The organism is Longimycelium tulufanense (genome assembly GCF_014645795.1).
GTDB lineage: Bacteria > Actinomycetota > Actinomycetes > Mycobacteriales > Pseudonocardiaceae > Longimycelium > Longimycelium tulufanense.
In genome coordinates, this window is record NZ_BMMK01000020.1 from 59,391 (window position 1) to 79,258 (window position 19,868).

Consider the following 19,868-nt stretch of genomic DNA (forward strand, 5'->3'; position numbering starts at 1 on the left):
CGTCCGTCGTCTGCACGGTCTGACCTATGCTGCTTACCTGCCGGCTCCCGGGCTTTGCACCCGGGAGCCGGCAGCATGTTGGCGGCACGACGGAAAACAAGCGAACACTGGGGGTGTTTCGTGGCCGAGAAGATCGTCCACGTCGGTGACGTGGACATCTGGAGTGAGGCGCTGGGCGAACCAGGTGCGCCTCCGCTGCTGCTCATCATGGGGGCGAACGCGTCGGCCATGGGCTGGCCGGACGAGTTCGTCGAGCTGCTCGTCCAGGGTGGACACCGGGTGATCCGATACGACCACCGGGACACCGGGCGGTCCACCCACATTCCGCCCGCGGACGCGACCTACGAGATGGCGGACCTGGCGCGCGACGCCCTGGCCGTGCTCGACGCCCACGATGTCCGGTCGGCCCACGTCATGGGGATGTCGATGGGTGGGCTGATCGGTCAGCTCCTGGCTGTCGACCACGCCGACCGGCTCCGCTCGCTGACGCTCGCCCTGACCGGTGCGCTGGACATGGGCACGGTGGACGACACACCGCCGGACGCGGAGCGGTTGGAGGCAATGCTCGCGCTGAGCACACCGGGCGGGGACCACGAGTCCGAAGTGGATCGACGCGTCGCGTTGTGGCGGGCGCTGCACGGCACCGTCCTGCCGTTCGACGAAGCGGAGTACCGGCGCCTGGAGGAGCGGGTGATCGCGCACGCCGGGACGTTCCTCCCCGCTACGGGGCACATTCGGCTCGCTTCCATCCCCCTGGAGCGAGGTGGTGATGATCTGCGCGGGTTGATCACGCCGACGCTGATCATCCAGGGCACCGAGGACCCGTTCTATCCGACCGGCTATGGCCGGTACCTCGCGCAGTTGATCCCGGGCGCCGTGCTCGAGCTGATCGACGGCCTGGGGCACAGCCTGCCGCGAGCAGTGCACAAGAAGGTCACCGACCTCGTGCTCGCACACACCCGGCAGCACGTGGCGTAGGAACAATTTCCTGGTCCACGCCGTGGTGGTGGCGCCGCAAGCGCCCCACCACGGCGTCCCTCCGAGGGCACTGCCACCTTGAACGCTGATCAGTGACCAGCGCCACGGGTCATTAGTTGAGATTTCATTCAATGATAGGCAGGCTTGTGCCATGCGTCCCGCTTGCGGTTGCATGCCACCGCAACGTTGCGCATCTCTCGCTCTCCGAGCACGGCCTTCCACCCGACCAACGCCATCACTGCCGCCGCGCAGATCCGGAGGAGATGACCATGCGGTTGCCGGAACCCGTTCGTGACCTTGTCCTGCTGCTCGCCCGGGTCGCGCTGGGCGCCGTCTTCATCGCCCACGGGTGGGACAAGCTCGCCAACAAGGGCATGGACAACGTGACGACCGCCTTCGAAGGCATGGAAATCCCGATGCCGGCGCTGTCCGCCTGGTTCGCCGCGCTCGTCGAGCTGGTCGGTGGCGCGGCCCTGATCGCCGGCCTGCTGCTCCCGCTGGCCGGCGTGCTCCTGGCGGCCAACATGCTCGGCGCGCTGTTCCTCGTGCACCTCGAGGGCGGGCTGTTCCTGCCCCAGGGCTACGAGTACGTGCTCGTGCTGGCGGTGACCGCGCTGGCCCTCGGGTTCAACGGCGGCCGGTTCAGCCTCGACCGGGTGTTGTTCCGCCGGTGGTTCACCGTCAACAGCACGGAGCCGACAACTGCCTGATCCCGGGCACCGTCACGCCCAACGTGGCGGTGACCCGCTCGTTGGTTGCCCTGGCGGGCAGCGCCGCGGGGTCCGGATGGTTCACCTGGACCAACGATGCGCTGGCCGCCAGTACCGCGAGCAATCCGTCGAGCAGGTTCTCCGGGGTGTCCCAGTCCATAGTGGACAAGACGCGCTCGTTGCTGTCCAACCCAAGATTGGTTGCACGCTTGCGGGAAGACGCAATCACTTCGTCCACAGTGGATCCATCGAGCGCGGCAGTATCACCCTGGACGGGGAACAACGGCTGGAACGTGTCGCCATGCACCCGCGCGGAGGAGATGTAGTCGACCATCCCGGCCGGCGGCCCGGACAACCCGCGGCCCATCGCGTCCAACGACACCGCGGCAACCAGCTCGGCGCCGGGTGCCGCGCCCGTGGGCGGCACGAAAGCGACCGCGGCGCCCGCCGGATCCATCGTGACCTCGGCACCGCACCACCACGCCCCGAGCAACACGCCCACCGTCTGCCAGTGCGCCGGCAGCAGCACCGCCACCGTGCCTCCCGGCTCGACGTCCAACTCGTCCACCAGCCAGTTCGCGGTCTTGGCGGCCCAGTTGGCGGTCGTTGCCCAGGACAGCTCGATCCGTGCGCCGGTGGCGTCGTCATAGTGCGTGATCAGGGGTCGACCGGGCTCGCTCCGCAGCACCGGCCCCAACAGCCCCTCGGTGACGCTCATCCCAGCAACGCTCCTCGTCTCGCACGGGCGGCCGCGCACAACTTAGCTTGCTCGGTCGAGCAAGGAGCAACGCCGTCAGTTCACGCAGGGCACGCCGCCGGTCGTGATGGGTTCCCCGGCCGGTGGCGCGGGGGACTTCGGCACGGGCTCGCCCTCCGGGCGGAACGCCCGAGGACCCGTCAGTCGGTCAGTGCCCGGTGCCGCAGCGGGCGAGGACGTCGACGCGCCGGGCCGAGCCGGCTCAGCAGCCGCACCGCGGGCGAGGCCGGCCACGAACCGGTGCACCTTCTCCCGGTCGACGGTGATGATGTTCTGGCCGCGCTCGTTCCGGGCGCCCACGGCCTCGACCGGGATGGTGACGAACCGAACGCTCCCGCCCGCGATCTCCTGCATCCGCTGCGCGAACCGCAACACGTCCCAACGCTCGTCGATCACAACCGACTTCTGCGCCGCCTGCAACAGGCCGTCGAGCTTGCCCCGGTCGGTCAAGGTGCCCGACGACAGCACCCTGTTCGCGGCGGATGCCATGAACGCCTGCTGCCGCACGATCCGGTCGAGATCACCGCGGGGCAACCCGTGCCGCTGCCGGACGAAAGCGAGCGCATCCCCGCCGGAGATGGTCTGGTTCCCGGCACGGAAACTGGCGCCGGAGTTCGGGTCGCTGGTTGCCTGGTTGAGACATACCTCCACGCCGCCCAACGCCTCGGTGAGCAGGTAGAAACCGTAGAGGTTGACCTCGGCGTAATGATCGACGCGGCTGCCGGTCAGCTCCTGCACGGCCTGCACCAGAGCTCGCCGGCCCTCCTGGTCCGACCCCGTCGCGATCTTGGCCTCGTCGCGCTCGCCGGCATCCCGCATCCGTTGCGCCACGCGAAACTTGGTCGCCCCATAGGCGGCGTTGATCTTGTCCTCGCGGTAGTTCGGGATCGGCACGTAGGTGTCCCGGGGAATCGACACCGCGTGCGCGCGGCCACCGTTGTGCGGCACGCGAAGCAGGATGAGCGTATCCGTATTGAGCGTGTCGGTGCTCTCGGTGCGCAACAGCTCGAGAACGCTCTGTGGCAACGGATTGCCCTGCGCGTCGGTTCGGCTGTCGTTCCCCACCAACAGGATGTCCGTGGCGCCGTCGTCCTCCGGACCGCTGTTGGGAATGTCGTCCAGTACGTTGGTCGTTGTCACGTTCTCGTTGAACCGACCAGCGGTCGACCACGCGATACCCGTTGCGGTCAACGCAACCGCGGATGTCAACGCGAGCAGCGTGCGTCCCGCAGCGCGTGCTACCCGCCGGACCCGGCCACCCGCCCGGGCCTGCGCATTGCCCGGTCCATCCGCGTCGACACCCGTGGCATGCCCGGAATCCACCTCCGCCGACGGCGCGGGCCGTGCTGTCTCGTCCCGCTCCGGCCTCGTCGGGCGGTCATCCACGAATGTCCTCCTCACGCGCCGCCGGCCGGCCACCGGCGTTCCCCCATCAGCAGAGGCTAACCAGGACGGGTGTCGTGGGAGAAAAGGGTGCCTGCCTGGAGTAGCACCACCACCAGCGGAAACCACCACCATGGTGGAGGGTGTGGGCTCAGTTCACGCAGACGACGCCGTTCGCGGTGATCGGCTTCTGCTCCTCCGAAGGCTGCGGTGCCGGGGACGGCGACGGTGGAACGGCAGGCGCACGGCCGTCCGGCCGCAACAGGCCGGAGCCGGCGAAACCACTCCCGTTGCCCGGACCGGAATAGTCGGTGCCCAGCAACACCTGCACCCGGCTCGGGGGCAGGGTCGTGTCCAGCTCGGAAGGGAGATCACCGAGCAGCTCGGCCAGCCGGCGACCGGCGGCCTCCATTCCCTTGGCGTACCGCACCACGGAAACCGAGCGCGGGCTCGCCGCGTTGCCCGCGTCCCCGCGCCCGAAGCCCTGCGCGCCCACCGCGTCCAGCACACGGGCCGCCAATCCCGGAACGCCCGTGCCGTTACGCACGTCGACGGTCACCGACGCCGGGTTCACCTCCAGCGCCTCCGCCGCCGACCGGTCCTGCCTTGGCTTGGCCCCGATCGCGCTGGCAACGAAGTCCCGCACCTGCACCGGGTCGACCTTGACGGCCACGCCGTCGCTGGCGGTCTGCAACTCGGTGGAAAGGACCGGGATCGTCTGGAAGGAGATCTCGCCGCCGGCGATGCCCTGCATCTGCCGGGCGAAGCCGAGAACGTCCCAGCCCTGGTCCAGCACCACCGACTGCTTGACCGCGTCGATCAACGCGTTGAGCTTGCCGCTGTCGGTCAGCGTGCCGGTGGACAGCATCTTTCTGGCCAGCCCGGCCATGAACACCTGCTGCCGCACCACGCGGTCGAGGTCGCCGCGGAGCAGGTTGTGCCGCTGCCGGACGAAGGCGAGCGCGTCGCCACCGGAGATCGTCTGCGGGCCGGCGGGGAAGTTCGCCCCGGAGAAGCTGTCCCGGGTCGGCTGGTTCAGGCACACGTCGACACCGCCCACGGCCTTGGTGATCTTGTAGAAGCCGAGCAGGTTGACCTCGGCGTAGTGGTCGATCGTGGCGCCGGTGAGCTTCTCGATCGTGCGGATCAGCGCCAGCCTCCCCTCGGCCTTGGCCTTCTGCTCGGCCTCGCGACCGTCCATCCCCTGCTGCTTGAGCTCGGCCACCTTGTCGTTCTTCGCCCGGCCGAAGGCCGAGTTGATCTTGTGCTTGCCGTAGCCGCCCGGAATGTCGACGAAGGAGTCGCGCGGGAAGGAGATGCCCACCGCCTTGCGCCCGTCGTTGGGGATGCGGACCAGGATCAGGGTGTCGGTCAGCTCGCCGTCGTTGTCCCCGGCCCGCAGCTGCTGCAGGACCTCGCTGGGCAATGGGTTTCCCTGCGCGTCCGTCCGGCTGTCGTTGCCGACGAGCAGGATGTCCGTGGCGCCGTCGGCGGGCTTGGGGCCCTCCCGCCGGGCGATGACGTCGGTCGTGATCAACCCGTCGGTCAGGTTGTTGTACTTCGTCCAGGCAAAACCTGTGACGCTTATCACCGCAATCGAGACCAGGGCGACCACGGTCTTGCCCGCGGTCAGCGCGGCCCGTAGCGAGCCACCCCGCCGGGGCCGAGGGCGTGCCTGCCCGCGCGGCGGGCGGCCCGCACCCGACTCGCGGGTCCGGGAGGTACCGCGCCGGCCGTTCCCGGCCGGCCTGGAGGCGCTCCGACGCGGCTCACCGGCGACCGAGCCCGCCGCCGACACCTGGCCGCTGCGGGCGTGCGGCCGCGGCGTCCGCAGCCGCCCCGGCAGGTCGGCGGACGAGCCCCGGCCCACCCCCGGGGACGGACGGCCGATGTGCCCACGGCGTGCTCCTCGACCGGGGACCCCACCTGTCCCCCCCGGCCGCGGCGGCCGTTCGTTCACGCGCACCTCCCGAACACAGGCAGTAGCCGACGCCAGGTCGGCATGTCGTCGGCCCCACCCGGCGACTGCCACCGGACCGACGCGCGAGCACACCGGACCGGGCATCCAGGCTAACCAGCCGACGCCTCGGAACCGGGCGTTTCCGTCCTAGAGGGGACGTCGGTCAGGGGGCCAGGGTTGCGTTTGACATGACACACTGCGACCGACACGCGGGCCGGGGGAGCCCGCGCGGGTGGCCGAGGAAGGTGCGATGCGGATTCTGGTGACTGGGGGTGCCGGGTTCATCGGCTCCCACTACGTGCGTCAGCTTGTGGGGGGTGCCTACCCACGGCACGCCGACGCCGAGGTGGTCGTGCTGGACAAGCTGACCTACGCGGGCAACGAGGCCAACCTGGCACCGGTTGCCGACAACCCGCGGCTACGCCTGGTCCGGGGTGACATCTGCGACGCGGAGCTGGTGGGCAAGCTCATGACGGGCGTGGACCTGGTGGTGCACTTCGCCGCCGAGTCCCACGTCGATCGCTCCATCCTGGGCGCGGCCGAGTTCGTGGTGACCAACGTGGTGGGCACCCAGACCCTGCTGCAGGCGGCGCTCGACGCCGGCGCCGGCCGGTTCGTGCACGTCTCCACCGACGAGGTGTACGGCTCGATCGAGGACGGCTCGTGGCCGGAGGAGCACCCCCTGGAGCCGAACTCCCCCTACTCGGCGTCCAAGGCGTCCTCGGACCTGATCGCGCGCGCCTACCACCGCACCCACGGCCTGCCCGTCTGTGTCACGCGCTGCTCGAACAACTACGGGCCGTACCAGTTCCCCGAGAAGGTCATCCCACTGTTCGTGACGAACCTCATGACGGGGAAGAAGGTTCCGCTCTACGGCGATGGCCTCTACGTGCGGGACTGGCTGCACGTGGACGACCACTGCCGCGGTATCCAGCTCGTCGCGGAGAGCGGCCGTCCCGGTGAGATCTACAACATCGGCGGTGGTACCGAACTGACCAACAAGGAGCTGACCGGGCGGCTGCTGGAGGCGATGGGCGCCGACTGGTCCATGGTGGAGCAGGTGCCCGACCGCAAGGCCCACGACCGCCGCTACTCGGTCGACATCACCAAGATCAGCCAGGAGCTGGGATACCGGCCGCAGGTGTCGTTCGACGAGGGCCTGGCCCGGACGATCCGGTGGTACCGGGCCAACCGCGAGTGGTGGGAGCCGCTGAAGCGGCGGGCCGCGCTGGGCTGAGGCGCCCGCTTCCGGCGGTGATCCGGCCGGCTGTCCGGCCGGGCGGATGTGGCGCCCGACACTGACCGGCCGGCGGGCGTCCGGCACACTGCTTTCCGCTTTCTCATTCGCGCCCGCCGGCCGGTGCGGGTGCGTGGCCAAGAGCACGGGAGCTTGACCATGACGCACGTCCTCGTCCCGGACCGGACGTCACCGGCGCTGGCGATCCTCGTCCCGGGTGGCCGGGGCCAGCTCGGGCGGGACCTCGCCGTCGCGGCGGACTCCGAACCCGCCGTGGAGTTCCTGGACGCACCGGGCTCGGGCGAGCTGGACGTCACCGACCCCGAGGCCGTGCGCGACTCGGTGGCCACGTTGGCGTCCTGCGCCCGCGACGCCCGGGCCCGTCCCGTGGTGGTCAACGCCGCGGCCTACACCGCCGTCGACGCCGCGGAGTCCGATGTGGACACCGCGTTCGCGGTGAACGCCGAGGGGCCGAAGCTGCTCGCCACGGCGTGCGCCGAGCGGAATGTTCCGCTGATCCATATCTCCACCGACTACGTCTTCGCCGGCGACAGCGACCATCCCTACGAGCCGACCGGTCCGACCAGCCCGGTGTCCGTCTACGGCAGGAGCAAGCTCGGCGGAGAGCGCGCAGTGCTGGGAACGTGGGATCGGTCCTGGGTGGTGCGCACCTCCTGGGTCTACGGCCGGTACGGCAAGAACTTCGTGAAGACCATCTGCCGGCTGGAAGGCGAACGCGACATACTGTCCGTCGTGGACGATCAGCGCGGATCGCCGACCTGGACGGCGGATCTCGCCTCCGGTTTGCTCGAGCTGGCCCGTCTCGTGGTGACGGGCAGGGCGCCGGAACAACGCGTTGTGCACTGCACCAATGCCGGTGAGACGACCTGGTTCGGTTTCGCGCGGGCAATTTTCCAGGAGCTGGGCAAGGATCCCGAGCGGGTGCGGCCGTGTACGACGGCGGACTTCCCCCTGCCCGCGCCGAGGCCGGCCTACTCGGTGTTGTCCAACGCTTCCTGGTCGGCCGCGGGACTCACCCCGCTACGGTCCTGGCAAGAGGCACTCTCCGCGGCGTTCGCCAGCGGTGCCTTCGCCTGACCACGGATCCCTTCCCGGCAGGAGTGCCGGATCAGCCGGCGGCGCGGCGATAGGCGGCCACCGTGGCTTCGGCGCAGCGGTGCCAGGTGAACTCGGCGGCCCTGCCTCGCCAGGCGGCGAGTGTCTGCGGATCCTTGGGGGCGTTCATCGCCTTGCCCAGCGCATCCGCCAACGCCTCCAGGTTCCCTACCGGGACATGGAATGCGTTGCCGGCCGACACCTCGCGCAATGCCGGAACGTCGGAGCAGACGACCGGAACGCTGCAGGCGAGCGCTTCCAGCACCGGGAGGCCGAAGCCCTCGTCCCGGGAGGGAAGAACGAGGGCCCTCGCGCCCGCGACAACGCTACGAAGGTCCACATCGGACATGTAGCCGGTGCGCAGCACGCGATTGGGCTCCAGGGCGAGTTGCGCGTGACCACCCGGGCCCGCGAGCACCAGCGGCGGCAGATCGGGCCGGGAGCGGTGGGCCGCCAGCAGGTTCGTCAGACCCTTCCGTGGCCCGTCGGCACCCACGAACAGCAGGTACTCCGCCGGCAGCCCCACCCTTCGCCGAAGCTGGTCCCCGGGCGGCCGGGCCGCGAACCACGCCGGATCCACGCCCAGCGGCGTCACCGTCACCTTGTCCGCGGGCACGTCGAGGCGGTCCATCACCACCTCGGCCACCGCCCGGGTCGGCGTGCAGATCACCCGGGCCCGCCGGGCAGACTGTCGCACGAGCTCCGGCAGGTCCCGCTCAGCCTCGGGCAGTTCGCTGGGTACGTCGAGGAACGCCAGGTCGTGGATGGTCAACACGCCGCGCGCCCGCGCCGACGGGGGCAGCACGAAGTTGGTCGCGTGCACCACGTCCGCGGGCCCGGCGAGCAACTCGATCGGCGGGAACGGCGCCCGCAGCCACGAGCGGCGCAGCAGCCGGGCGGACGCCGGGAGCCCCCGTGCGCGCAACCGGTGCGGCAATACGGACCGCAGCGCCCGCCAGCCCCGAAGCGTGAACGCAACCGCCCGTACATCGATGTCGGGCATGCTCGCCAGCTCCTCGGTGAGCGCTGCGGTGTACCGCCCGACACCGGTGCGGTGCCCCAGCAGCGGGGTACCGTCCACCAGCACCCGGACCCGGCGCCTACTTCGTGCCATGCGCACCACCGCTGCCTCGCAACCGTTCCCCGGCAAGCCGGCGCAACCGGCCCGCGGCCCGCCGCGCCACCTCGGTCGGCCCACCTTGGTCGAGATACTCCCGCAGCAGGCCCAGATCCCGACGCAGGCGGCCGGCCGGTGTCAGCGGCGCCGTGCGCACCAGCGGTGCGCTCCCGCGCAGCCGGTCGGCGGCCGGCCGGGGGTCACGGCAGAACGCCACTAGCGGGGAAAGCACGTTCTCCCAAGTGAAACGCTCCCGCACGACCGCGATCCGATCCCGGCAGCCAGCGGCGAACTCCGCGTCGTAGAGCACGTTTTCCAGCGCTGTGGACAAGGCCCTCGGGTCCTCCGGCGGCACCACGACGCCGAGCCGTTCCCGACGCACGAGATCGGCGAACGAGTCGCCGTCGGTTGTCACGATCGGCAGGCCCGCCCACAGGTAGTCCAACACCCGGGTGCGGAACGCGAACTCGGTCTCCACGTGCTCGAAGTGCGTGGTGACACCGCAGTCGCCGTCGAGCAGGTAGTTCTGCCGCTCCCCGTAGGGAACCCATGCCTCGTTGAAGAACACGTGCTCACCGACGAGGCCGAGCCGACGGGCCAGCGCCCGCGTCCGGACACCGATGTCCATGTCCGGCACCTCGGGATTGGGATGCTTCATCCCCAGGAAGAACAGTCGCACGTCGTCGTGGTCGGCACGGAGCAGGTCGATCGCGTGCACCAACGTCAGCGGGTCGAACCAGCTGTAGACGCCACCGGCCCACAACACGACCTTGTCGGACTCACCAATGCCCGGCACCACACCCTTGATCGCCGGCGCGGTGCGCACCGGGGGCTTGCCCGGCAGCCCGAACGGGACCTCCGCCAGCAGCGAGCGCACCGTCGGGTCGTTGTCGTAGAGCGAGGGGGTCAGCCGGCCCAGCGCGGCCAGGTGGCCCAACCAGAAGTGCCGCTGCCGCCGGGACGCGCACAGGAAGAAGTCACCGCGCTCGAGCTGCGCGTTGAGTACCTTGGTGACGCCGACCAGGTCGGCCACGCGCTGCTCGTCGGGTACGTCCTTGCCCTGCTCCAGCAGTTCCAGGTGCATCGGGTCGTAGACGTCGCAGACCACGATCTTGGTCGAGCCGGCCCGCTTGAGCTGTGGCGCCATCTCCATGGCGTGGCCCTGCAACACGATCACGTCCGCCCAGTCGACGTGCTCGGCGAGACCACGGGGCCGGCTCTGCATGACCGCGAACGGCGCCGGCGGGGGTGCGCACCGCGGGTTCACCGTCACCAACCGCACATCGTGCTCGGCGGACAGCACATCAGCCATGTGCCAGGCACGGATTGCCGGACCGGCCATCTGCTCCCCGAGCGCGTCTCCGGTCACCACCAGGATCCGGCGGGGCCGGCCGAACACCTCGTCCAGCGCGAACGCTTCCACCAGGACGTCGTGGGCGGCGAGGTACCGCGGCAACGGGTAGGCCGGCTCCATCGCCTTACGCATCAACGGCACGAGGTCGGTGTCCGAACGCACCCGCGCCGCCTGCTCTGCCCGCCGCGCCTCGGCCAGCGCGGGCAGCATCTCGACGAACTGGTCGATGGCCAGCACCCCGGCCAGCGCCTCGCGGGGCACCGGCACCGGTGCCTCGTCCGCGGCCCGGTCGGCGGGGCGGCGCGTGATCTCCAGCTGGGTGGCGTCCAGGTCACCGCGGGCGGTGGCGCGGCGCACGGCCAACGCCAGGGCGGCCGGCAGGACGCGGGACAACGTCTCGTCGGAGAGGTTCTTGTAGAGCGTCGCCAGGGCGTTGCGCTCCAACAGGTAGAACTCGCGGGCCGAGTGCACCTCACTCATCGAGGCGTGGTGGCGGTGGTAGGTCACCGAGCGCGGCTCGTACCGGACCCGCCAGCCCCGCAGGTTCAGCCGCCAGCCCAGGTCCACGTCCTCGTAGAACATGAAGTAGCTGTCGTCGAAGCCACCCAGCTCGCGGAACAGTTCGCTGCGCACCAGCAACGCCGAGCCGGTGCCGAACAACACGTCGCGCGGGGCGTCCACCAGGTCGGCGGGCACCTCCTCGACCGGCAGGCCCGCGTGCCGCTTGTAGCCCATGCCGAACCAGGTCAGGCCACCGTCGACAAAGTCGACGTGCCGGCCCTCCCAGTCCAGCACCTTGCTGGCCACCGCGCCGACCGTGGGCTCGGCCCGCAGCACCGCGACCGCCGCCCGCAGCCAGTCCGGGTGCGGGCGGGCATCGTTGTTGAGGAACGCCAGCACCTCGCCGCGGGCGTGCCCGGCACCGAGGTTGCAGCCGCCGGCGAAACCGAGGTTCTCCGGCGACTCCACCAGCTCCACGCCCGGCACGGCCGCGCGGATGCGGGCGGCCTCGTCGTTGCCCGAGGCGTTGTCCACGCAGGTCAGCTGCAGGCGGTCCGGTGGATAGTCCAGCTCGGCGCGCAGTGCGCGCAGGCAGGTGATCGTGTCATCGGCGCCGCGGTGGTTGACCACCACCACGGACACCAGGGGCAGGACCCCCTCCTCCGGCACCTCGGACTCCTTCCCGTCTCCTGGGTGCATAAGCGTGCCTCATCACGGGCGGTGCCGGGACAGGTACCGGTGAGTTGACGGTGCGACACCGCCCGCGTGGCGGGACGTCAGCGGCCGGACCAGCGACGCCACACGTCCGAACGGCCGGCGGTCGATCGTCGCCGGATCTCCCGGCGCGCGACGAGCGTGGCGGGCAGGCCGGCCAGCACCTCGGCCAGGACCCGCAGCCGCAGGGAGGTCCGGAAGTTGGGCGTGTCCGGGACCTGGCGTCCCATGCGGCGCCTGATCGGCAGCGCGACGGTGATCGCGACGAACCGGGCGAGCTCGCGGGCGGCGACGCCGGCCGGCGCGCACCTCAGCAGGGTGCGCAAACGGTTGCGCTCGTTCCACAGGTGGAAGTGGGTGGAGCCGAGGCGGGCGCTCGCCCCGTGCCGGTGGCGGACCCGCGCGGCCGGCACGGTCCGGATCTCCCAGCCGGCCAGCCGCAGCCGCCACGCGGTGTCGGTGTCCTCGTAATAACAGAAGAAGTCGGCGGGAACCTCGCCCACCGCTTCCAGGGCGTGTCGCCGCAGGAGGACCGCGCCGCCGCAGAAGCCGAACGCCGTGTCACTTTCGGTCTCCGTGGGGATGTCGGCACCATGTCCGTCGGCGGTGAGTCGCACGCCCGCTGACTGGACCCGGCCGTCCGGGAGGGTCAACACCGAGCCGGCGGCGGCCAGGCGGGGATCGTCGTCGAGGGCGCCCTCCACCGTGTCGAGCCAGTCCGGGGCGGGGACGGCGTCGTCGTTCAGCCACGCCACGAACGGCGTGTCCACCTCGGGCAGCGCGGCCGCGATGCCGCCCGCGTAGCCGACGTTGTGATCGAGCCGGAGGACGTGGGGCCGGCTCGGGTGGTGCGCGAGTACCTCGGCGGTGCCGTCGTCGGAGGCGTTGTTCACGACCAGGGTCCGATGTGGACGGCGCTGGGTGGCGAGCGCGTCGAGGCATTCGCCGATGTGGTCCCGGCCCCGCCAGGTCACCACGATGACGGTGGTGCGCGTCTCCAGCTCGGCCACGGCCAGCACCATAGACCTTGTCGGGGATTCCTTCGGTGGGGGCCGACCCGCGCCGCGCCTGCCGCCGGCTGCTGGGGCCGGTTGAGGAGCTCGACGGTTCTGAGCGGACGGGCAGGCATCATGTGGAGCGGGCTCGGGGCGCCGAGGAGTGGCGTCTGGTGTCGCGAAGTAGCGGACCGGCGCAATTCAAGTGGGTGAGTGGTCGTCGGTCGGGGCGTGCTGGTGTCGTTGTGCTGGCGTCAGCGGGCGGGTTGATCGTCGCCTCCTTGATCCGTGACACGGGGGTGAGCCGCGGCCCGCAGGATCCAGCAGCGCAAGCGTTGGGGTGTGACGCGACTCGAGCCGGTGGAAGGTCGTCCCAGCCGGTGTCCCACCTGTGGTCTGGGTGGCGTCAGCGGGTGGTTTGAGTGACATCTGCACGTTCCGTGCGGTGAAGTTGGGGCGGTCACTGCACTCCAGAGTTAGGTCAGAGTTAGGTCGAATTCACCGGGTCATGAGCATCCCCGGTGGAGCGGATCACGCCACGTCGTGGGAGTTCGGTGGCCGGGCGTGGGAGGCTGACCGGCGTGCCCGAGCTCGTCGTGATCACCGAGCAGCTGCTCGCGCCGGTTCCCGGCGGCACCGGCCGGTACACCCGCGAGCTGGTCGCCGTCCTGGCCGCGACCGCGCCTGCCGGCTGGGAGGTGACCGGCGCGGTGGCGCGGCACAGCGATCCGAGCGCGGCGATCATCCCCGGGGTCGCCGGCCCTCGGGTCCTGCCGCTGCCGCGGCGCGCTCTCGCCGCCGCGTGGGAGCACGGTCTGCCGCTGTGGCCGGGCGGAGACTCCGTCCATGCACCCACCCCGCTCGCCCCGTCCCGGGCCCGACGCGGCCGCGGCCTCGTCGTCACCGTCCACGACACGGTGCCCTGGTCCCACCCGGATACCCTGACCGCTCGCGGTGGGCGTTGGCACCGCAAGGTCATCCGGCGGGCGGCCACGCACGCGCACGCCCTCGTCGTCCCCACGACGGCGGTGGCGGCCGAGCTGAACACGCTGGCGATCGGCCCGGCCCGGGTCCACGTGGTGGGGGAGGGCGTGCCCGCGGCTCTTGCCGCCGAGCCCCCGGCGGACACCCGCACCCGGGTCGCCGCCGACCTCGCCCTCCCCGACTCCTACGTCCTCGCGGTCGGCACCCTCGAGCCACGCAAGGGCATCCCCGTGTTGATCGAGGCGATGGCGCGCGCCGACGCCCCCGACATCCCGCTCGTGCTCATCGGCGCGCGAGGCTGGGGCGGGATCGACCCACATGCCCTCGCTCGCGAACACCGTCTGCCGAAGGAGCGCCTGCGCGTCCTGGGGTGGCTCGACGACGAGGCACTGTCCGTCGTGCTGCGTCGCGCCAGCGTGCTCGCCGCGCCCAGCCTCTCGGAGGGCTTCGGGTTGCCGGTGCTGGAAGCCATGGCCGTCGGCGTGCCCGTGGTGCACTCCGACGCACCCGCGTTGGTGGAGGTGTCCGGCGGCGCCGGCCTGATCGCCAAGCGTGGTGACCCCGTCGCGCTGGCCAATGCGCTCCGCGCGGTGGTCACGGATCAGTCACGACGATCGGTGATGGTCGCCACTGGAAAGCGCCGTGCCGCGCGCTTCCGCTGGCGCCGCGCGGCCGACGATATCTGGCGGATCCATCTGGACATCCGTCGTGCGCGTCTTGGACATCCTTGAGCAACAAGAAGATTCCGTGCCGCGGGCTTGATCCATGATCGAGTGAGGGTAGGTGTCACCGAACCGGTGATGGCTGCGCACCATGATCACCCTGCAACAATGGGATAACGCCAGCGGGTTGCGGTTCTGCCATTCCGGCCTCACACGGTCATTACCCGCCGTACTCTGCTCCGGTGCCCCATCCCGAACCCAGCGTGCTCGTCGACGCCACCGCCGTGCCGGCCGACCGTGGTGGGGTGGGCCGTTACGTGGACTCGTTGGTGGCCGCACTGGCGGTGGACGGCGCCTGGCTCAGCATCGTCTGCCAACCCCGCGACGCCGAGCTGTTCACCCGGCTGGCCCCCGGGACCCGGGTGGTGCCCGCCGCCGAGTCGGTCGCCACCCGCACCGCACGGCTCACCTGGGAACAGGCCACCCTGCCCCGGCTGGTGCGCAAGCTGGCCGTCGACGTCGTGCACTCGCCGCACTACACCACGCCGCTGGCCAACCCGGTGGCCTCCGTGGTGACGCTGCACGACGCCACGTTCTTCACCGACGTCGGGCTGCACTCCTCGGTCAAGGCCCGGTTCTTCCGCGCCTGGACCCGCGCCTCGCTGCGGCGCGCCGAGCTCAACATCGTGCCCAGCCGCGCGACCGCCGACGAGTTGGTCCGCATCGCCGGCGCCGACCGGCGTGTGCTGCACGTCGCCCACCACGGCGTCGACACCCATCGGTTCCACCCGCCGACCCCGGAGGAGATCGCCGCGGTCCGCGCGGATCTCGGGCTCGGTGACACCCCCTATGTGGCGTTCCTCGGCGCGCTGGAGCCGCGCAAGAACGTGCCCGCGCTCATCCGTGGCTTCGCCCGGGCCTGCCAGGGGCGCGCGGACGCGCCCGCCCTGGTGCTGGCCGGCCAGCCCGGCTGGGACAGCCAGGTGGAGCGCGCCCTGGACGCGGTGCCGCACCGTATCCGCGTGATCCGGTCCGGCTACCTGCCCTTCGACCGGCTCGCCGGGTTCCTCGGCGGCGCCGCACTGGTCGCCTACCCCAGCCTTGGCGAGGGGTTCGGCCTGCCGGTGCTGGAGGCCATGGCGTGCGGTGCCTGCGTGCTTACCACCCGCCGGCTGAGCCTGCCCGAGGTGGGCGGCGACGCGGTGGCCTACTGCGGGGTCGGTGCCGGCGACATCGCCGCGGCCATCGGTGAGCTACTCGACGATCCGGCGCGGCGGGCCGCGCTGTCCGCCGCGGCACAGCGCCGGTCCAAGGAGTTCTCCTGGTCGGGCAGCGCGACCCGGCACCGGGAGGCCTACGACCGCGCCACCGTCCTGCACCGGCGTGGTCGCTGACCGCGTCCCGACCGGCAGAATGTGACGGCGTGAGCCTGCCGAGCCGTCACCCCTCCCCCCGCCCCGCCGCCACCGACTACGGCGACGAGCTGGCCGTCGTCGTTGTCACCTACTCGCCCGGCGACACCCTGGAACGCTTCCTGGACACGATCGCCAAGGCCACGAGCCGCAAGGTGCGGGTGGTGCTCGCGGACAACGGCTCGGTGGACGGCGCACCGGAACGTGCGGCCGAGCGGGACCATGTCGAGCTGCTGCGGCTCGGTGAGAACCTGGGATACGGCACGGCGGCGAACCGGGCGATCGTCCAGCTGCCGCGCGAGGTGGGCTGGGTCGTGGTGGCGAACCCGGACATCGAATGGTCGCCCGGTGCGCTCGACGTGCTGTTGGCCGCGGCCGAGCGGTGGCCGCGGGGCGGCTCGTTCGGGCCGCTGGTGCGCGAGCCGGACGGCAGCGTCTACCCGTCGGCGCGGCTGGTTCCCTCACTCGGCAAGGGGGTCGGGCACGCGTTGCTGGCCCGGCTGTGGCCGGACAACCCGTGGAGCCGCGCCTACCGGCAGTCCGACACCGCGGTGACGGAGCGGGCGGCGGGCTGGCTGTCCGGCTCCTGCCTGCTGGTACGGCGGGCCGCCTTCGACTCGGTCGACGGCTTCGACCCGGGCTACTTCATGTACTTCGAGGACGTCGATCTCGGCGACCGGTTGGGCCGCGCCGGGTGGCTGAACGTCTACGTGCCGGAGGCGGCGGTGACCCACATCGGTGGGCACGCGACCAAGCGGTCCTCCTCGCGGATGCTGACCGAGCACCACCGCAGCGCATACCGGTACATCGCGGACCGGCACCGGGGAGCCCGCTGGGCGCCGCTGCGGCTGGTGGTGCGTGCGGGTTTGGCGGTGCGGGCTCGCGCGGAGGTCTGGCGTGCGAGCCGCACCGGAGAACGGTGAGTCGGACAGAGGTCTTGATCGCTCGTCCGCAGCAAGGATCCCCGCTGACGTCGTTGTGGTTCGGTTGTGCGGATGAGCGGCTGATGTGGCGGTAGACCCAGCCCCGGGAGCCCTGCTGTGGTCGGCACCGGGGAGCCAGGTGGATGGCGGTGCGCATCGGGCTGGCGGTAGAGCGGATCACCCGTACCGAGGAACGCCGGTCGGCGAACGGCATCGGCGCGGTCGCCGACCCGTGAGCGAAATGCGACCAACGGGGCAGTCGGGTGACGATGCCTCGGGTAAAGGGCGCCTCGGGCGGTGCGTCGAATCGGGTAGCCCCAGGAGCGGGGCCGGCCCTGTGCGCCGGCTCACCTCGGTGGCGTGAAAAGTGTCACCGGAATGGCGTAGTCAGCGGCTGGGGCGGCGGTGGTGCCGGGGCGGCGGCCCGTGCGGGTTGTGCTGTCCCGGTCCACCCTGCGGGTTGATCACCCCGCGCTGGCCGGTGGACCCTCGATGACCTGCGGCGGGATGCCCCTGCTGAACCATGCCCGGGTGCTGCGGTGCCACCCCCTGCTGCCCCGCCTGCGGGGGTGGCACCGGGGGGAATGCCTGCGTCTGGGCGGTCGGCAGCACCACCGTCGAGTCGGGGTCCAGCTCGTTGCGTGGATCGTTCGCGTCGACCACTATGCGCGGGATCTGGACGGTGTTCGCCGCGTCCATGGGCGACGTGGCATCGTCTGGAGTGACGACGTACCCGCCACGGGCACGAGCCCTCGCCAGGAGTTCGTCGGCACGCTCGCGGGGGTCCATCGCGCTGACCTCTCCAGGGGATTGCGGCGGGTCCGACGCCCGCGTGCTGGGGTTGCTCTGCAAGAGTATTCCCCCTAACGGGGACCGGTCAGGACAGAGGGAGGAGTCAGGGCATGTCGGCCTCGCCGAACCAGCACCTCGCGGTGGGGGAGCCGCTGCACGGGGTGGACGCGGTCGTGCTGGTCGGTGGCAAGGGAACCCGGCTGCGGCCGCTGACGCTGTCCGCGCCCAAGCCGATGCTGCCCACCGCGGGCGTGCCGTTCCTGACCCACCTGCTGTCCCGGATCCGGGCCGCCGGTATCACGCACGTGGTGCTCGGCACCTCGTACAAGGCCGAGGTGTTCGCCGAGCACTTCGGCGACGGCTCCGCGCTGGGCCTGGAGCTGGAGTACGTGGTCGAGGAGGAGCCGCTGGACACCGGCGGCGCGATCCGCAACGTCGCCGACCGCCTGCGCGCGGACGACGTCATGATCTTCAACGGCGACATCCTCTCCGGGGTCGACCTGCCGGCCGTGCTGGGGACCCACCGCGAGGCGAACGCCGACGTCACGCTGCACCTGGTGAAGGTGCCCGACCCGCGCCGGTTCGGCTGCGTGCCCACCGACGCCGAGGGACGGGTCACCGCGTTCCTGGAGAAGACGGACAACCCGCCCACCGACCAGATCAACGCCGGCTGCTACGTGTTCCGGCGCCCGGTCGTGGAGAGCATCCCCGTCGGCCGCCCGGTCTCGGTGGAGCGGGAGACGTTCCCCGGTCTGCTCGAATCGGGTGCGCGGTTGCAGGGACACGTCGACGCCTCCTACTGGCTCGACCTGGGCACGCCCGCCGCGTTCGTCCAGGGCAGCGCCGACCTGGTGCGGGGCATCGCCCCGTCGGCGGCATTGCCGGGTCCGGCCGGGCAGGCGATCGTGCTGGACGGCGCGCGGGTGCGCGACGACGTGGAGCTGACCGGAGGCACCACGGTCGGTACCAACTGCATGATCGGCAACGGTAGCCGGATCGACGGCTCGGTTCTGTTCGACGGCGCGGTGATCGGCTCCGAGGCGGTCGTCGAGCGTTGCGTGATCGGCGCGAGCGCCAAGATCGGCGATGGCACCGTGCTCCGCGACGTGGTGATCGGTGACGGCGCGGTCATCGGTGCCGGCTGTGAGCTGGTTGATGGTGCCCGTGTCTGGCCGGGTGTCGAGCTGCCGGACGGTGCGGTGCGCTTCTCCTCCGACTGCTGACCACACGAATCTGTGCGCTGAGCGCGCGCTCATCGGGGTTCCTGCCACAACATCACGGGCAGGATGCACTCTCGCGATACCAACATCCATGCACGGGACGGGTACTGCCCGCCGGACGGCGTGCCGACGCCACGCCGAGAACACCAAGGTGCACCCGTAGGGCGCGTTAGCGCCTCTCCGCGGCAGGTGAAATGCGCGTTGGAATGACGCCAGGGGTGCGCGTACGAGGGGCTCGTACGCGTTGGATGACGGGGCAGGTGCGCGTGAGATGAAGGCTAAGCGAGTGTGTCGTACATCCATGAGCCGCCCGCATAGCGTGCTTTGTCCACGTTCGCCACGGGCGAGTGCCGAGTACGGACGGATCGCTGCCGTCGACAGATCGCTTTGTCGACTCCGAGAACGCGTTGGGGGGCGTCCTCACAGTGCGGCATCGGCCGCGGCTGACAGGTTCGGCGTGCGGTGCCACGGCCGGGCGCCCGGGATCAACCGGTCATACCGGCCCGACCGGGACTTCCCCCACGCCGAGGACCGTCTGAAAGCCCCCGCGATGGGCGCAACCACTGAGCGTGGCCGAAGGACGCGGGCGAGCCGCTGACAGCCGAAATCAAGCGACCAACCGGGATCAGCCTGGGACTTCATACCCGCTCTGCGGAGAGATCAACGCGCGCCGGAGGTACTCGGTAGCCCCGCCAAAAGCGTGAACGAAGGCGACCAAGCACAGTCAGGACCGCTACTGCATCACTCGTATGGCGGTGTCTGACGGGCTAATCGCGTCACAGGGCTTGATCTGTCCGCTGGAGCGCTCGGTATGGTGACAGTGCGGGAGGGTGACCGCTCCTGTCGACCCTGCGGGGTCTGACTTCACCGAACGGCTGTTGCGGCGATGCGGCACCCTCCCGTCCAATGTCCGGGTTGTTCCACCACACCCGCGCACGCTTTCGGCGGCTGACTGGATCACTCCCCGTCTCAGAGCGTGGGGAGTGGCCACTCGGTGGTGACCCACCCTGGCCATACCACCCGCGCCGCGCACCCACTCGTGGCTGGTCCCCG

General features: G+C 70.9%; 15 protein-coding genes. 8 read left to right on the forward strand and 7 right to left on the reverse strand.

Annotation, left to right across the window (positions count from 1 at the left end; translation table 11 throughout):
- Positions 1-120 precede the first annotated feature (120 nt).
- On the forward strand, positions 121-978 hold the full coding sequence (locus IEY55_RS19935) for an alpha/beta fold hydrolase (protein ID WP_229686561.1): 858 nt from the start codon (positions 121-123) through the stop codon (positions 976-978).
- A gap of 269 nt (positions 979-1,247) precedes the next feature.
- The gene (locus IEY55_RS19940; RefSeq protein ID WP_189060015.1) at positions 1,248-1,688 is read left to right on the forward strand and encodes a DoxX family protein; all 441 of its coding nucleotides are present in this window, start codon (positions 1,248-1,250) and stop codon (positions 1,686-1,688) included.
- Here IEY55_RS19940 and IEY55_RS19945 read toward each other — a convergent pair.
- From IEY55_RS19945 to IEY55_RS19955, 3 genes are all read right to left on the reverse strand, one after another.
- Positions 1,660-2,406 (reverse strand): TIGR03089 family protein, encoded by a 747-nt coding sequence (locus tag IEY55_RS19945; protein WP_189060016.1) that lies wholly within the window; start codon positions 2,404-2,406, stop codon positions 1,660-1,662. The genes IEY55_RS19940 and IEY55_RS19945 overlap by 29 nt on opposite strands.
- A gap of 75 nt (positions 2,407-2,481) precedes the next feature.
- The gene (locus IEY55_RS19950; RefSeq protein WP_229686562.1) at positions 2,482-3,831 is read right to left on the reverse strand and encodes an LCP family protein; all 1,350 of its coding nucleotides are present in this window, start codon (positions 3,829-3,831) and stop codon (positions 2,482-2,484) included.
- A 148-nt stretch (positions 3,832-3,979) separates the two neighbouring features.
- Positions 3,980-5,698, reverse strand: coding sequence for an LCP family protein (locus IEY55_RS19955; RefSeq protein ID WP_229686563.1), 1,719 nt, complete (start codon positions 5,696-5,698; stop codon positions 3,980-3,982).
- A gap of 340 nt (positions 5,699-6,038) precedes the next feature.
- Here IEY55_RS19955 and rfbB point away from each other — a divergent pair, with 340 nt between their 5' ends.
- Both rfbB and rfbD read left to right on the forward strand, forming a co-directional pair.
- On the forward strand, positions 6,039-7,025 hold the full coding sequence (gene rfbB / locus IEY55_RS19960) for a dTDP-glucose 4,6-dehydratase (protein WP_189060019.1): 987 nt from the start codon (positions 6,039-6,041) through the stop codon (positions 7,023-7,025).
- Positions 7,026-7,184: 159 nt separating this feature from the next.
- Positions 7,185-8,123 (forward strand): dTDP-4-dehydrorhamnose reductase, encoded by a 939-nt coding sequence (gene rfbD, locus IEY55_RS19965; protein WP_189060020.1) that lies wholly within the window; start codon positions 7,185-7,187, stop codon positions 8,121-8,123.
- 31 nt (positions 8,124-8,154) lie between these two features.
- On the opposite strand, the gene IEY55_RS19970 is transcribed toward rfbD, so the two are convergent.
- The 3 genes from IEY55_RS19970 to IEY55_RS19980 form a co-directional block, all read right to left on the reverse strand.
- The gene (locus IEY55_RS19970) at positions 8,155-9,255 is read right to left on the reverse strand and encodes a glycosyltransferase family 4 protein (RefSeq protein ID WP_189060021.1); all 1,101 of its coding nucleotides are present in this window, start codon (positions 9,253-9,255) and stop codon (positions 8,155-8,157) included.
- Positions 9,242-11,782, reverse strand: a complete 2,541-nt coding sequence (locus IEY55_RS19975) for a glycosyltransferase (protein ID WP_373290031.1) — start codon at positions 11,780-11,782, stop codon at positions 9,242-9,244. Before IEY55_RS19975 ends, IEY55_RS19970 begins: the two co-directional genes overlap by 14 nt.
- A gap of 107 nt (positions 11,783-11,889) precedes the next feature.
- Entirely contained in the window at positions 11,890-12,849 is a 960-nt protein-coding gene (locus IEY55_RS19980; RefSeq protein ID WP_189060023.1) for a glycosyltransferase family 2 protein, read from the reverse strand.
- Positions 12,850-13,403: 554 nt separating this feature from the next.
- Between IEY55_RS19980 and IEY55_RS19985 the strand changes: the two genes are divergently transcribed.
- From IEY55_RS19985 to IEY55_RS19995, 3 genes are all read left to right on the forward strand, one after another.
- Positions 13,404-14,537, forward strand: coding sequence for a glycosyltransferase family 4 protein (locus IEY55_RS19985; protein ID WP_189060024.1), 1,134 nt, complete (start codon positions 13,404-13,406; stop codon positions 14,535-14,537).
- A 194-nt stretch (positions 14,538-14,731) separates the two neighbouring features.
- A complete protein-coding gene (locus IEY55_RS19990) occupies positions 14,732-15,862 on the forward strand; it encodes a glycosyltransferase family 4 protein (protein ID WP_189060056.1) in 1,131 nt (376 codons plus the stop codon).
- A 29-nt stretch (positions 15,863-15,891) separates the two neighbouring features.
- Positions 15,892-16,803: a glycosyltransferase family 2 protein gene (locus IEY55_RS19995; RefSeq protein WP_308424771.1), complete on the forward strand. Its 912-nt coding sequence runs from the start codon at positions 15,892-15,894 to the stop codon at positions 16,801-16,803.
- 387 nt (positions 16,804-17,190) lie between these two features.
- Here IEY55_RS19995 and IEY55_RS20000 read toward each other — a convergent pair whose 3' ends face one another.
- Positions 17,191-17,592 (reverse strand): hypothetical protein, encoded by a 402-nt coding sequence (locus IEY55_RS20000; protein ID WP_189060062.1) that lies wholly within the window; start codon positions 17,590-17,592, stop codon positions 17,191-17,193.
- 113 nt (positions 17,593-17,705) lie between these two features.
- Between IEY55_RS20000 and manB the strand changes: the two genes are divergently transcribed.
- On the forward strand, positions 17,706-18,818 hold the full coding sequence (manB, locus tag IEY55_RS20005) for a mannose-1-phosphate guanylyltransferase (RefSeq protein ID WP_189060025.1): 1,113 nt from the start codon (positions 17,706-17,708) through the stop codon (positions 18,816-18,818).
- Positions 18,819-19,868 lie beyond the last annotated feature (1,050 nt).

Excerpts from the sequence above, each read along its gene's own strand:
- IEY55_RS19940 (WP_189060015.1), top strand. The coding sequence starts at position 1,248 with ATGCGGTTGCCGGAACCCGTTCGTGACCTTGTCCTGCTGCTCGCCCGG.
- IEY55_RS19945 (WP_189060016.1), bottom strand. The coding sequence starts at position 2,406 with ATGAGCGTCACCGAGGGGCTGTTGGGGCCGGTGCTGCGGAGCGAGCCC.
- rfbB (WP_189060019.1), top strand. The coding sequence starts at position 6,039 with ATGCGGATTCTGGTGACTGGGGGTGCCGGGTTCATCGGCTCCCACTAC.
- rfbD (WP_189060020.1), top strand. The coding sequence starts at position 7,185 with ATGACGCACGTCCTCGTCCCGGACCGGACGTCACCGGCGCTGGCGATC.
- IEY55_RS19970 (WP_189060021.1), bottom strand. The coding sequence starts at position 9,255 with ATGGCACGAAGTAGGCGCCGGGTCCGGGTGCTGGTGGACGGTACCCCG.
- IEY55_RS19980 (WP_189060023.1), bottom strand. The coding sequence starts at position 12,849 with ATGGTGCTGGCCGTGGCCGAGCTGGAGACGCGCACCACCGTCATCGTG.
- IEY55_RS20000 (WP_189060062.1), bottom strand. The coding sequence starts at position 17,592 with ATGGACCCCCGCGAGCGTGCCGACGAACTCCTGGCGAGGGCTCGTGCC.
- manB (WP_189060025.1), top strand. The coding sequence starts at position 17,706 with ATGTCGGCCTCGCCGAACCAGCACCTCGCGGTGGGGGAGCCGCTGCAC.